General features: G+C 70.3%; 9 protein-coding genes. 7 read left to right on the forward strand and 2 right to left on the reverse strand.

Annotated elements, in window-relative coordinates; translation table 11 throughout:
- Positions 1 to 110 precede the first annotated feature (110 nt).
- Positions 111 to 1,004 (reverse strand): RICIN domain-containing protein, encoded by an 894-nt coding sequence (locus ABEE00_RS22355; protein WP_345747395.1) that lies wholly within the window; start codon positions 1,002 to 1,004, stop codon positions 111 to 113.
- A gap of 1,068 nt (positions 1,005 to 2,072) precedes the next feature.
- Here ABEE00_RS22355 and ABEE00_RS22360 point away from each other — a divergent pair.
- From ABEE00_RS22360 to ABEE00_RS22380, 5 genes are all read left to right on the forward strand, one after another.
- Positions 2,073 to 2,462 carry a WXG100 family type VII secretion target gene (locus ABEE00_RS22360; protein ID WP_345747396.1) on the forward strand — a complete coding sequence of 130 codons (390 nt, stop codon included), beginning with the start codon at positions 2,073 to 2,075 and terminating at the stop codon, positions 2,460 to 2,462.
- Between the two features lie 71 nt (positions 2,463 to 2,533).
- On the forward strand, positions 2,534 to 2,848 hold the full coding sequence (locus ABEE00_RS22365; protein ID WP_345747397.1) for a WXG100 family type VII secretion target: 315 nt from the start codon (positions 2,534 to 2,536) through the stop codon (positions 2,846 to 2,848).
- Between the two features lie 104 nt (positions 2,849 to 2,952).
- Complete coding sequence (locus tag ABEE00_RS22370; protein ID WP_345747398.1) at positions 2,953 to 4,299, forward strand: EsaB/YukD family protein; 1,347 nt, start codon at positions 2,953 to 2,955, stop codon at positions 4,297 to 4,299.
- Between the two features lie 73 nt (positions 4,300 to 4,372).
- Positions 4,373 to 7,189, forward strand: coding sequence for a right-handed parallel beta-helix repeat-containing protein (locus ABEE00_RS22375; RefSeq protein WP_345747399.1), 2,817 nt, complete (start codon positions 4,373 to 4,375; stop codon positions 7,187 to 7,189).
- 79 nt (positions 7,190 to 7,268) lie between these two features.
- A complete protein-coding gene (locus tag ABEE00_RS22380) occupies positions 7,269 to 7,904 on the forward strand; it encodes a WXG100 family type VII secretion target (protein ID WP_345747400.1) in 636 nt (211 codons plus the stop codon).
- 225 nt (positions 7,905 to 8,129) lie between these two features.
- Here the strand turns inward: ABEE00_RS22380 and ABEE00_RS22385 are convergent, their stop codons facing one another.
- On the reverse strand, positions 8,130 to 8,798 hold the full coding sequence (locus ABEE00_RS22385) for a hypothetical protein (RefSeq protein WP_345747401.1): 669 nt from the start codon (positions 8,796 to 8,798) through the stop codon (positions 8,130 to 8,132).
- A gap of 127 nt (positions 8,799 to 8,925) precedes the next feature.
- Between ABEE00_RS22385 and ABEE00_RS22390 the strand changes: the two genes are divergently transcribed.
- Together ABEE00_RS22390 and eccCa are read left to right on the forward strand one after the other, a co-directional pair.
- A complete protein-coding gene (locus ABEE00_RS22390) occupies positions 8,926 to 9,600 on the forward strand; it encodes a WXG100 family type VII secretion target (protein ID WP_345747402.1) in 675 nt (224 codons plus the stop codon).
- A gap of 161 nt (positions 9,601 to 9,761) precedes the next feature.
- A complete protein-coding gene (gene eccCa / locus ABEE00_RS22395; protein ID WP_345747403.1) occupies positions 9,762 to 13,811 on the forward strand; it encodes a type VII secretion protein EccCa in 4,050 nt (1,349 codons plus the stop codon).
- Positions 13,812 to 13,909: the final 98 nt, after the last annotated feature.

The following is a 13,909-nucleotide window of genomic DNA, read 5'->3' on the forward strand; positions in this document are numbered from 1 at the left end:
CCATACATGCATAGTGCTCCCCGAATCACCCGAAAACCAGTCATCGAGGACACGATCTGGGGTGGACGATCCAGGTTGGCCCCGCCCATCCCGGATCGCAGGTCAGTCGGTTACTGGCGGATGTACCAGTTGGAAGTGGGTGTGTCGCACGGGCCGATGGTCAAGGGCGCGTCCGGGTCGTTGGAATTGCCGTGCACCATCAGGCACTTGCCCCTGCTGGCGAAGTTGTGGAGCTTCTTGCTGCCGTCGGGCAGGTTCTCGATCCGCCACTGCTGGTTGTCGTCCATCCCGTTGTTGCACGGGGATTCGACGACGCGGGTGCCGTACGGCTTGCCGCCCTTGTCGGGCAGGTCGAAGCAGAGGTTGTCCTTCTGATTGGCGATCATCACCAGGTCACCCCCGTCGGCGCCGGCGCCCGGGTGCGAGACGGAGATGTTCCAGAGCTGGTTGTCCTGGTCGCTGGCGTTGCAGTGGTACTGGTTGACCGGGCCGCCCTCCGGGTGCCCATCGAAGCCCGGCAGGTCGGCGCACATGTTGCTGGCCTTGTTGGCGAGCACGATGCGGGAGTAGCCGGCCCCGCCCTTCTTCGTCTTCTCGTTCAGCCTGACGTCCGGCTCGGGCTTCTTGACCGTCTTCCTCGGCTTCTCGACCTCGTCGGCCGGGCGGGAGGTCGGCTCCTTCGTGTGCTTCTGCGGCTCTTCCTTCTGCTTCGACGCGGAGGCACTGGGCGAGGGCGACTCCTTCACCCGCCGTGCCGCGGCGGCCTGTTCCCGCTCGTGAGCCGCTTTGGCCGCGGCCTCCTTCTTCTGCTGCTCCGTCTGGTACGAGTTCCACGCGCCGATCCCCAGCGTGGCACCGGCGGCGAGCGCCACCACCGCCACGGCCCCGGCTATTCGCGTACCAAGGCGCGGGCCCTCGCCCGGCTGCCGGGAGGCGTCGGTCAGCGCATCGACCCGACGCGCCCGCTCCCGCCGCTTGGCGTCCTCGTTCGGTGACTCACTCACTGCTCTTCCGACCCCTCGTCGTCTCCGGACCCACCAGAACCACCGCCCGGGTCCCCGCACATCCGCGTACCCCCGAACTCAGACGCAGCGGGAGACCTAAAAGTTCATACCTCAACACAGTAGACCGCTCGCACAACTGACTCCCCGCCACTCCCCGCCTCCGCGCCGCACTTCACACAGATGTCACTTCGCGGCCCACACCGCCGGTCCCCTCCCCGGAACGCGCCGCGCGCCTGTGAGCGCATGCCCGTTCCGCGCTTTCCGGTGTGGGGGTCGTGCCCGTTTGCCGCCGCGTGGAATTCCCGGCGGAGGGGAATGGCGACGTGGGAATGCGGTCGCAAGGGGCCGGGCAGGCTGGGCCGATCGCTGCCGGAGGCGTGCCTCCGCTCCTTGGTACGGGGCAACGCGCGGCGTTCACAGAGGTGTTGGTGAATAGCTTCATCGGCTCCCCTGCGGGAGCCGCGTCTGCCCGATCGGGCAGCCGCGGCCCGTCCGGCGGCTGTACCAGGGCACTTGAAGGGGAAAACCCGTGAGAAACGGGATGGAAACGGACTGGAGGCGAGGTCCGTGTGCCGGGAAACAACCTTGAGTTTCTCGATATGCGAGAAGCCCGCCAAGGGATGCCGTCGGACGCGAGGAACCACTGTCCCGATAATTGCGTGTGAACAGTGTGAGTAGGCGCTAGCCACTGGGCACTTGGCGCCTTGCCTGGTCCGGTCTAGCGTCAGGTACTCTCCTGACGGAGTTGTGGAAGGGGCATGTCATTGCGGTCGGCACGTCCCGGGAGGGGGTGCGGCCACCGTGGGGAACGGATGCCGAAGGTGGCCACCATTCGCAGGGGCATCGCCGCGGGCGATTCCTGACATCGGCGGCGAAAGCGGCCCCGCCGACCGGTGTTCACGCCTGTCCGCACGAAGCAGCCATGAAGCGGCAATGAAGCAGTGGTGAGTTCTCCCGGCCCTTGGTGAATTCCGGTCCGAGAGGGCCCGTCGAGGTATCTGGCAGTTATCAGAGAAGGGAGGCGGATCCGCTATGGCGGACCAGCGGCCTACCACCAGCGTCGGTGGCGTGCAGTACCGCGTGACGCCCGAGTACCTGGCCGGCGCATCGGCTGACGCGGCGAAGACCGCGAACCAGATCGCGTCCGACCTCGCGGAGCTCAAGAGCTACGTGGTCAGTCTGGAAAGCAGCTGGCAGGGCGTCGCGCACCAGCAGTTCCAGACGCTGATGCAGCAGTACGACAACTACGCCCGCATGCTGCACCAGGCGCTGACCGGTATCTCCAAGGGCCTCCAGGGCAACTACGTCAACTACAAGGAGAGCGAGGAGCGCAACCTCTCGAATCTCCACTCACTGGGTGCGGACATCCCCACGCCGTCCGGCGGCAGCGGCGAGATCCACCAGGCGATCGACGGCAACGGCGCCGGGGGCCAGAAGCCGGTGGCCAACTTCGACTGACCCGCCCCGCTGGCCCGGTGGAGTGGGTCCGCAACCTCCCCAGCAGACGGTGTATTTGACGAGGAGCACGCATGGCCAACATCGATAGCGCACGGCTGTACGTCGGCGAGGGGCTCGGCGAGGCGGGCAAGTACCTCAACAGCCGTGCCGCAGCCATCTCCGACGAACTGGCGCGCCTGAAGGGCAGGCTGGCGCCGCTCGCCGACGCCTGGAACCAGAGCCAGGCCGCCAGCTACTACCAGGACATGCAGAACGAGTGGGACATCGCCGCCGAGGGGCTCTTCGGTCCCGAGGGCGTGCTCGGCCGAATCGCCCACGCGATGGATGTGAACTGGAACAACTACAGTGACGCCGAGTGGTCCAACGTCTCCACCTGGAAGCACTGACCACACTCGTGCGGCTCCTGGGGAGCCCGGAGGACCGGGACCGGCACGGGTCCCGGGCGTGACCGGAGAGGGCCCGCAGGAGCCGGGACAAGGAAGACGACCTCGTGCCCGATGAACGCTGCCGCGTCACCGTGATCGGTGAGCGCAAGAGCGTGGATCTCGCGTTGCCCGTGCGTACCCCGATAGCGGAGTACGCCCCCCGACTCGCCGGAATGTGCGGCGAGGAGGAGTCCGAGGCGATGCCCCCGGTGTGGTCGCTGGCACCCGCCGGCGCCATGCCGCTCGCCCCCGGCGATTCGCTGGAGCAGGCGGGAGTCCTCGACGGCACCGTCCTCTATCTGCGCGACTGCCGTGCGGAAGAGGACCTGGACCCCTCCGTCACCGACCTCGACGACCAGGTGTCCGCCGCCAACGAGGGGACCCTCCCCTGGAACGCGCGCAACCGCGCGCTGTCGGTGCTGGTGTGCGGCCTGTTCGGGAGCGTGCTGGCCGCGGGCGCGCTCAGCCTCCGCCAGCAGGCGGGCCCTGCCGTGGTGATGTTCTGGCTGATCGGCCTCGCCTCGGCGCTGACCGCCTGGTACGCGACCCGCAAGAGCTGGCCTGTGCCGTCAGCGGTGCGCCAGATCATGGCGCTGGCCGCCGTACCGATGGTGGCGGCCGCCGGGATCGGGCTGCCGTTCGACGGTCCCGTGGCGGGACCTGCCCTCGCCACGGCGTCGCTCGTGCTCGGGGCCATCGCCGCGCTGCTGGCGCTGCCCGCGGTCTCCACGGTGGTGGTGATGATCTTCGCGACCACCGCCATGGTGCTCACGATTCCGCTGGCGGTGCTGGGCGCCGACCGTTCCGCCTCGGCCGCCGTGGTGGCCGTCGTCGTACTGCTGCTCTTCCGCGTGCTGCCGCGGGTGGCCAGCCAGATCGCCGTTCTGGCACCCGGCGGGCAGCCGGACCGCCCGATGCGCGAGAGCGACGAGGTCTCCGCCGCCGTGCGCCGCAGCAACCGTCTGCTGGCCTTCCTGACGACGGTGCTCGCCGTGGTGCTGGGCACCTGCTTCGTACTGCTGTGCCTCTCGGAGAACGCCTACGCCTTCGGGCTGCTGGGCTGCGCGAGCACGGCCGTGCTGCTGGAGGCCGGGGCGGCGCGGATGCTTCCGGCCGTCGGGCCGATGCTGGCGGTGGGCACGGTGGGCCTGGTCGCCCTCTTCGCCCGGCTGCCCGAGGTGCTCTTCGGCGAGCCGGTTCCCGGCGCGCTCGTGGCGTTCGGCGCCGGGGTGGTGCTGACCGCGTGCGGCATCGGCATGGCCTTCCGGGCCGCCGTGCGGACGGTGGACCTGACCGAGCGGCCCAAGTGGCTCACCGGCCTGGCCAGCTTCCTGGCCATGGTGTGCGTGCCGCTGGCCGTCGGGGTGTTCGGCGTCTTCGAGGGGCTCATGAACCTCGGAGGGTCGCTGTGACCCCGAGCCTCACTCACCCCTCGGCCGTCGTACGGCGTGTGCTCATGCCCGCGGCCGTCCGGAGGTACGTGCGGTGAAGGGCGGCAAGCAGCAGCGGGTGGCACCGGGGAGCTGGGGCGCGCACCGGACGATCACAGCGGCCGTGCGCGGCGCGGGTCCCGGCACCGTCGTCACCGTCCGGGCCGGTACGTACAACGAGAGCGTCGTCGTGGACAAGGACGTGACGCTGGTGGCGGAGAAGGGCGCGGGCAGCGTCCGCGTCGTCGCCGCCCGCGGCCCGGCCCTCACCGCACACGGCGGCTCTCCCGAGGTGCGCGGCATCACCTTCGAGGCGTCAGCTCCCCGCGAGCCCGCCGTGCTGCTGCGCTCCGGCGAACCGGTGCTGCGCGACTGCGAGATCACCGGTGGCCGGATCGAGGTCTCCGAGGCGGCGGCGCCCACGTTCACGGGCTGCACCGTGCGGGGCGCCGCGCTCGCCGCCGTCCGGCTGGCCGGCACCAGCCGCACCACGATGGAGCAGTGCGGCGTCAGCGGCTGCGAGGGCGACGGCGTCATCGCCGACGACGAGGCGCGGCTCGACGCCACCGAGCTGGTCATCGAGGAGGTCGCGGCCCGCGGCGTGTACCTCGGCGGCGCGGCCCAGGCGAGCCTGACCCGCTGCGAGATCAAGCACAGCGCCGGGGCCGGACTGGTCGCCGACGCCAGGTCGTCGGCGCTGCTGCGCGAGTGCCGGGTGCACGAGACGGGCGCGCAGGGCGTCAGGCTCGCCGGCTCTGCGGGGCGCAGGGCCGACCGGACCGGCGGCGCCGCGCGGAACGGCCGCGACGGCGTTGACGGCGCGCCGGGCGCGTCGGGCGCGTCCTCGGCCGACGAGGACACCGACGCGTACGGGGTGCGGCTGCGCTCCTGCGAGATCTTCCGCACCGCGGGCGCCGGTGTGCTCGCCGACGGCGAGACCTCCGCGCTGCTGGAGGAGTGCCACGTCCACCACACCGAAGGCGCCGCCCTGATCGCCACCGGTTCCAGCGCCTTCAGGATGAGCCAGGTGCGGGCGGTGGACACCGGCGACAGCGCCCTGGTGGTGACCGGCAAGGCCGGGACGGTGGCCGACGGGAGCACCTTCGCCCGCACCGGGGCGAACGGCGTCTACGCGGTGGAGGACGCCGAGGTGACCTTCACCGACTGCACCGTCAAGGACACCTCGTACACCGCCGTGCACCTCGGCGGCAGCGCCCGCGGCCGGCTCGCGGGATGCACGGTGACCGGCACCCCCGAGTACGGGATGCGGGCCACGGAGCGCGCCGAACTGATCGCCGCCGACTGCGAGACGAAGGACACCGAGCTGGTCGGCGTCTGCGTCGACGGGGGCGACGCGGCGCTGCGCGACTGCCGGATCAGCGGGACCCGGGTGGGCGTCAGGATCCGCACCACGCACCGGCCGCTGCTGGTGGGCTGCGAGATCAGCGACGTCGGCGGTACGGGGATCGAGGTGGGGCCCGCCACCGGCGGACTGCTGGAGAACGTGACGGTGCAGCGCAGCGGCTCGTCCGGGATGGTGCTCGACACCGACTCCACGCTCGTCGTCGACGGCGGCGCGGTACGCGAGCCCGCCGGCAGCGGCATCGTCGTACGGGCGGGCGCGCAGCCCCGCATCCGCGGCATGGCCGTGGAGAGGGCCGCGAAGAACGGGCTGTTCGTCGAGGAGCGCGGCGAGGGCCTGTTCGAGGACTGCGAGATCTCCGACAGCCGCTTCCCCGCCGTCTACGCGGGCGCCAAGTCCCGTCCCGAGCTGCGGCGTTGCGCCGTCTCCGGGTCCGAGCAGGACCTGCTGCGGGACGAGGAGGCCGACGTGCGCGCCGAGGACTGCGTCGTCGACGGCGTGGAGGACGCCGTGCTGCCCACGCTGGACGGGGGCGAGGGCGAGGGTGCCAGGCGCCGCGTGGCCGCCGTCGCGGGCGCGCCCTCCGACGCGGGCAAGGGCAAGGACAAGGGGCGGGGCTCCCGGGGCGAGGCGGAGTCCGGGGAGGACAACGCGTCCGAGGAGCGGCTCGCGGAACTGCGCGCCGAACTCGACCGGCTCGTCGGCCTGGAGACCGTCAAGCGCGACGTCATGTCGATGACCAAGCTGATGCAGATGGTCAAGGTCCGCGAGGACGCGGGCCTTTCGCCGCCCCCGCTCAGCCGCCACCTGGTGTTCGCGGGCAACCCGGGCACCGGCAAGACGACGGTGGCCAGGCTCTACGGCGGGTTCCTCGCGGCTCTCGGGCTGCTGGAGCGCGGGCACCTCGTCGAGGCGGACCGCACCCAGCTCGTCGGCGAGTACGTCGGGCACACGGCGCCGAAGACCACGGCGGTGTTCCGGCGCGCCCTGGGCGGCGTGCTCTTCATCGACGAGGCGTACTCGCTCGTCCCGCACGGGATCGGCAACGACTTCGGCTCCGAGGCCGTGGCCACGCTGGTGAAGCTGATGGAGGACCACCGCGACGAGGTGGTCGTCATCGTCGCCGGCTATCCGGCCGACATGAACCGCTTCCTGGAGTCGAACGCGGGTCTCGCCTCCCGCTTCACCCGCACCCTCACCTTCGACGACTACGCGTCGGAGGACCTGGTGCGGATCGTCGAGTACCAGGCGGAGAGCCACCAGTACCACTGCGCGCCCGAGACGGTGGACGCGCTGCGCGCGTACTTCGACGCGCTGCCCCGCGGCGAGGGCTTCGGCAACGGCCGCAGCGCGCGCCAGGTCTTCCAGAAGATGACGGAGCGGCACGCGCACCGGGTGGCGGAGCTCGACCTCTCCGTCCTCGACCTGACCACCGAGGACGCGAACGTGCTCTCCACGCTGCTCCCGGAGGACCTGCCGCAGGTCGCACCGCAGGAGGGCGCGCAGTGAGCGGGTCCGACCACTCCCACTCCAGCCGATCCGGCCGGTTCACCCGGCCCGGCCGCCCAGCGGAAGGGGCTGTCGCGCGATGAGCGAACGCGATGATCTCCAATCCACCGTGGACGAATTCTCCGGCAAGGAGGACGACTTCAAGGCGGAGCAATCCGATTTCCAGGACGCGAGCGACGAGATCGAGGCCGCGCGCGACAAGTACGAGAAGACGGCCTCGGAGATCGAGGACCGGGCGGGCGCCGACCCGGACTACACGCAGGCGGAACACGACGCCGACAAGAAGGCCCTCCAGGACGCGCACGACGAGTACGAGGGCAAGTACGAGGAGTACGAGAAGGCGCGCGACAACTACAACGACGCGCGCAACGACTACAAGGACTCGTACGACGAGTACAAGGGTGCCGCCCACCAGCTGCTCAGGATCGACCTGGCGGCTCTCAGCAGGGCGACGGACAAGGTCGGCAACATCGCGGTGGAGATCGGCCACGAGATGGACTCCATCGAGAAGCTGATGAGCGAGATCAACGAGAACTGGAAGGGCCCCGCGTACGACACGTTCGAGCCCATGCAGCTTTGGTTCAGGGACCTGCAGAAGGAACTCCTGGAACTGCTCCTGGAGATCATCATCCGGATGAAGATCTCGCACGAGAACTACCAGGACGCCGAGGAGAAGAACTTCCAGAACGTCACGCCGAGCGGCGGCGACGCGTAACCGGGAGACGGCGGCGGAGCACGGACGGGCGGCGACCAGACCAGACGGGGCGGGGAAGTGACCATGGAGAGCACGGCGGACATACACCGGACGGGGCGCGGCGCCGGTGTGTCCTCCTGGGCCGGTCCTCGCGCGGACCGGTGCGCGCGGCGCGGACGAGGGGCCGGTCCCCTTCGGCGCCGGCCCCTCGTCCGTGCGGCGTCCGCCGGGGGACGCCCGCCGTTCTCAGGCGCGGGGCGGCGGTTCGGGGAATTCGGAGTCGCGGTCCGCCTGTGCCATGGCCTGTCCGGCCTGGTTGATCATGGCGATGAATTCGCCGGTGGTCTCCAGGAGGCTGCCGACGCCGGCGAGGACCTGCTGCTGGAGCGGGTTGATCACGTCGGCGAATTCCTTGCCGTCGAACTGGCTGGAGACCATTTCGACATCCGGCTGCGGCGTGCCTCCCGCGAACTTGGAGCCTGGCTGACTGCCGGTCTCCAGGCCCACTCCGAAGGTGTTGTCGCCCTCGTCGTCCGCCGATATGTCGGTGGCTTCGGCGACGCTCGACTGGAGTTTCTTGTAGCTGCTGACCGCGTCCTTGGTGCTCTGGAGCATGGTCTCTTCGCCGGACCGGATGGATTCGGTGTCGACGCTGATGGGCCTCTCCGTGTAAGGGGCCTTCGCGTCGACACTGTTGTCCTCCCCGCCGGAACTGCCGCCCTGCGGGGAGAGGTTGAAGCTGGGCGGGGAGAGCCACAGCATGTTGACTTCGGGTATCTGAGCGGACTCGTCGTCGCCCTTGTTCGGGAAGTCCTCCGTGCTGCCGTCGCCGCTGTCGTCGCTGTCCTCGTCGGGCGGGCTCAGCGGGTTTTCATCGTACTTCGATTCCTCTGCCTTGCTGTCGCTGTCGCTCATGCTCCAGGTGTACCAGACAATACGGCGCATTGTCATTGTTTCCGGGTGAACTCCGGTGATAGCGCGGTCACTTGGCAGACAAGGCGGCTCAGAAAAGTGTGCGACCCGAGGGAATGGGTGACCAGCGTTGAGTGATTCGTCGGCCAACTACGACTACGTCAAGCTCAGGGTGGATCCCGAGGATTTGAGGGAGCAGGCCAAAAAGATCGCGGAGCACTCCCGCGTCATCGGCGAGCACCTCAACACCATCAACTCCACGCTGAAAGAGCTGAAGTTGAACTGGGCGGGAAAGTCGTCCGAGGATTTCGAAGACGTCACGGACAGGTGGCAGAGCGTCATCCACAAGATCTTCGGCCCTGAGAAGACGCCCGAGGAAAGGAAGAAGGACGAGGAGAACAACGAGGAACTGAGCGCGGAGGACGGCCTGTTGCCTGTTCTGGCCAGCGGTGTCCAGAAGGTCGCGGACAACTACGCCAACGCCGACCACAACGCCAAGATCATGTTCGACAAGATGACCGGCGCCCTGAACGACATGATGGAGCGGCCCGAGTCGGACCCGAAGGACAGTCTCGACAAGGACAACACCGCCATCGGCGCCAACTACTCCACTGACTTCTCGGAGGCGGACAAGGAGAACATGGAAAGGGAGGACCGGTATGCGAACGCTGGAGCCGAAGGGTCGGATCTCGACGCCTATGTGGACTATTACGGCGGGGTCAACACGCCGGACGACCAGAACAAGGTCAGCCCGCTCCAAGAAGTCGACGACGCCGTAGCGGATGCCGTGAACGGTAAGACGTAGAGAAACAGGCAACCGCCCGCCGGCCCCGGCCGCCCCCGTCCTCCAGCAGCGCACCCGAGCCCGCCTCCGCGCGGAACGCTCGCTCCCCCGTGACCCCTTGAGGCAGCACATCCATGAGTCGAATCCCCTTCCACCGTCCGGTCCGGATCGCTCCTCCGCCCATGCCGGAGGGGAAGACCACGCTGGCCACATTGCCGCAGAAACCGCAGCCGCCGGGCGCGGCGCAGTGGGTCATGCTGCTGTTGCCCCTGCTGAGCAGCTTCTCCATGGCCGCGTACATGATCGCGAACGGCAAGCCGTGGATGATCCTGCTGGGCATCGCGTTCGTCGTGCTGTCCGTGGGCGTCACCATCGGTGTGCGCATGCAGCTTCGCGCCGGGCGGCGGCGCAACCAGGAGCAGCAGCGGGAGAAGTACCTGGAGTACCTGGCCGGCGTCCGCAAGGAGACGCTGCGGGTCGCCGCGGCGCAGCGGCTGGCCGCCGTGTGGCGCTACCCCCACCCCGACCGGCTGTGGGCGATAGCCACCAGGCGCCGCCGGGTGTGGGAACGCCGCCCCGGTGACGCCGACTTCCTCCACTTGCGCGTCGGCACCGGCACGACGCCGCTGGCGCACCCGCTGGTCATGCCGACCCAGAACGACCCCACCACCGAGGTCGACCCGCGCGCCAAGCACGACGCGGCCGAACTGGTGGAGACGGCGAACACCGTCGCGGGACAGCCCGCCTGGCTCGACCTGGGCAAGGCGGGCGTGGTCAGCCTCCTGGGCCCCAAGGAGCAGACCCGCGCGCTCGCGCAGACCATGCTCACCCAGCTCTCCGTGCTGCACGCCCCGGACGACGTACGCCTCGCCATCGTCAGCGGCGGCAGCCCGGTGTGGGACTGGACCAAGTGGCTGCCCCACACCCAGGATCCGGGCTCGGACGCGCTCCTGCGCGACCAGGAGGTCGTGCCGCTGGTCGCCGCCGACATCTCCAGCCTCCAGGACCACCTCCAGGAGACGCTGGACCGCGCGCTGGCCGCCCGCGCCGATCGCGCCAACCGGTTCATGGGCTCCTCCGCCTCCGAAGGCCCGAAGCAGCGCCTGGTGGTGGTGCTGGACGACTTCGACCCGAACGCCTCGTGGGTGCGCACGTCGCTGGTCTCCGACCTGCTCGCGCAGGCGGGCCCCGACCTGGCGCTGCACGTCGTGTGCCTGGTGGCGGAGGAGCGGGACGAGCCGGGCCGCGTCGACGTACGGGCCAGGGTCGACGAGAAGGGCGGGGTGTCCCTGGAGGGGCGCAACGGCAAGCTCTACAGCGCGGTCGAGGGCGGCGTCGTCGACGAGCTCCAGCCCGCCGTCCGCGAGAGCGCGGCCCGCGCGCTCTCCCCGCTGCGGCTCACCGGCGAACGCGACCAGGTGCTCTCCGAGAGCGTGTCGATGTCCGACATGCTCGGGATCTCCAACCTCAACACGCTGGACCCCTCCAAGAACCGCCGCAGCCCGGACGCTCCCGACCTGCTGCGCGTCCCCATCGGCATCGCCGGCACCGGCGAACCGCTGGAGCTGGACCTGAAGGAGTCGGCGCACGGCGGCATCGGCCCGCACGGCCTGGTCGTCGGCGCCACCGGGTCCGGCAAGAGTGAGCTGCTGCGCACGCTCGTGACCGGCCTGTCGACGGTGCACTCGCCCGATCATCTGGCCTTCGTCCTCGTCGACTTCAAGGGCGGTGCCACCTTCGCCGGCGTCACCGAACTCCCGCACGTCTCGGGCCTCATCACCAACCTGGCCGACGACCTGGCCCTGGTCGACCGCATGCGCGCCGCGCTCCAGGGCGAGCAGCAGCGCCGCCAGCGGATGCTGCGGGACGCGGGCGACGTCGACTCCGTACGCGAGTACCAGCTCAAGCAGGCCGCGGGCGGTACGGACATCCACGGCAACCCGCTGGAGCCGCTCCCGTACCTGATGATCATCGTCGACGAGTTCGGCGAACTGCTCTCCCAGCGCTCGGACTTCATCGACCTGTTCGTGCAGATCGGCCGGGTCGGCCGGTCGCTCGGCATGCACCTGCTGCTGGCCACGCAGCGCCTGGAGGAGGGCAGGCTGCGCGGCCTGGAGTCGCACCTGTCGTACCGGATCTGCCTGCGCACCTTCAGTTCGGCCGAGTCCCGCGCCGTCATCGGCACCTCGGACGCGTACACGCTGCCCGCCATCCCCGGCTCCGCCTACCTGAAGGTGGACGAGTCGGTGTACGAGCGGTTCAGGGTCGCGCACGTCTCGGCGCCGTACGAGCCACCGCGGCAGGGCGAGGACGAGGGCCAGAGCCTGGAGCCGGTCGGCTACGCGGTGCAGGGCGACCTGCCGCCGCTGCCGTCCGACGCCGGGAACGACGCCAGGACGTGGGAGTGGTCGGAGTCCACCGAGACCGAACTCCAGATCGCGGTGCGGCACTTGATCACCGAGGACGTCCCCGGACACCAGGTGTGGCTGCCGCCGCTGCCCCCGTTCTTCACGCTGGCCCCGCTGCTCGGCGAGGCGCAGCCCGACGCCGACCGGGGGCTGTGCTCCACGCACTGGCCCTACTCCGGCTCCCTGAAGTTCCCCGTCGGCGTCGTCGACCTGCCGGAGCGTCAGGAGCAGCAGCCTCTCGTCGTCGACCTGGCGGGCAAGCAGGGGCACGTCGCCCTCGTCGGCGCGCCGCAGAGCGGCAAGAGCACCTTCCTGCGCACCGCCATGCTCAGCGCGATGCTCACCCACACCCCCGACGAGCTGCAGTTCTACGCCGTCGACATGGGCGGCGGCGGGCTGCACGACATGGAGGACGCGCCGCACGTGGTCGGCGTCGCGGGCCGCAGGGACACCACCCGCACCCGGCGGGTGCTGGCCGAGGTGTCCCGCGTCATCGGGGCCCGCGAGCGGATGTTCCAGGACCTGCGCATCCAGTCGGCAGTCGACATGCGCGCGCGGCGCGACGCGGGGGACCTCCCGGCGGAGGCGCACACCGCCGACGTCGTGCTGGTGATCGACAACTGGGCCGCGCTGAACGCCTCCGACGACTCCTTCGCCGGAGTGGTCACGGAGATCGCCACCCGCGGTCTGGGCGTCGGCGTGCACCTGTGGCTGACGGCCAACCGCTGGCAGGAGGTCCGTCCCAACCTCCGCGATGCCATCCCGGGCCGTCTCGAACTGCGGCTGAACGACCCCTCCGAGTCGGAGGTCAACCGCCGTGCGGCCCGCCAGCTCGGCCAGAGCGTGCCGGGGCGCGGCCTCGCCGGCAACGGCCTGGTGCACCACATCGCCCTGCCGCGCCTGGACGGCGAGGACGGCACGCAGCGGATCGCGGAGGCCCAGGCGACGCTGGTCTCCCGGATCGCCGAGTCGTGGAAGCGTCCCGCGCCGCAGGCGCTGCGCGTCCTGCCCGAACTGGTCAGCGCGACCGACCTGGCCGCCGCCGTCTCCGCCACGTCCGGTGAGGGGCGGCGCTGGGAGGGCCAGGACCCCGCGCTGCTGGAGGGCGAGGTGCCCATCGGCCTGCGCGAGGTCGACCTGCGCCCTGTGGGTCTGGACATGACCCGCGGCCAGTCGCACTTCGTGGTCTTCGGCGACTCGGGCTCGGGCAAGACCGCGTTCCTGCGGAGCTGGATGCGCGGCCTCGCCGAACGGCACACCGCGCGCGAAGTGCGCTTCATGGTGATCGACTACCGGCGCGGGCTGCTGGACGCCGTGCCGGAGGAGTACATCGGCGCCCAGGGCGGCGACGCCGACCTCGTGGGACGGCAGGCGAGCGTGCTGCTGGACACGCTGCGCCACCGCATGCCGCCCCCGGACATCACCGCCCGTCAACTGAAGCAGCGTGACTGGTGGGAGGGACCGGAGCTGTATGTGATCGCGGACGATTACGATCTTGTCAGTGGCGGTCCGATGAACCGGGGCCCGCTCGCGGGACTGGCCGACTACATCACCCAGGCCGGGGAGATCGGTCTCCACCTGGTGCTGGCCCGGCGGGTCGGCGGCGCGAGCCGTTCCGTGATGTCGGACCCGCTGCTGTCCCGTCTGCGGGAGCTGGACACCGACGGGCTGCTGCTCTCCGGAGACCACCGGGAGGGCGCGCTGCTCGGCGACCACCGGGCATACCAGCGTCCGCCGGGGCGCGGCCAGCTCATCCGGAGGCGGCGTCAGCCGACCGTGGTGCAGGTGGCGTTGGACGAGGAACGGGACGGATCCCCGGAGTAGATCCGGGAACGGGCGCCGGGCGGGCCGTGGAGCTGCCGGCCCGGCGCCCGCAGGCGTTGTTGCCGTGTTGTGTGCAGTGGTGAGGAGGGGACCGGGCC

Origin of the sequence: Streptomyces odontomachicola, from assembly GCF_039605595.1 — a bacterium.
Classification (GTDB): Bacteria; Actinomycetota; Actinomycetes; order Streptomycetales; family Streptomycetaceae; genus Streptomyces.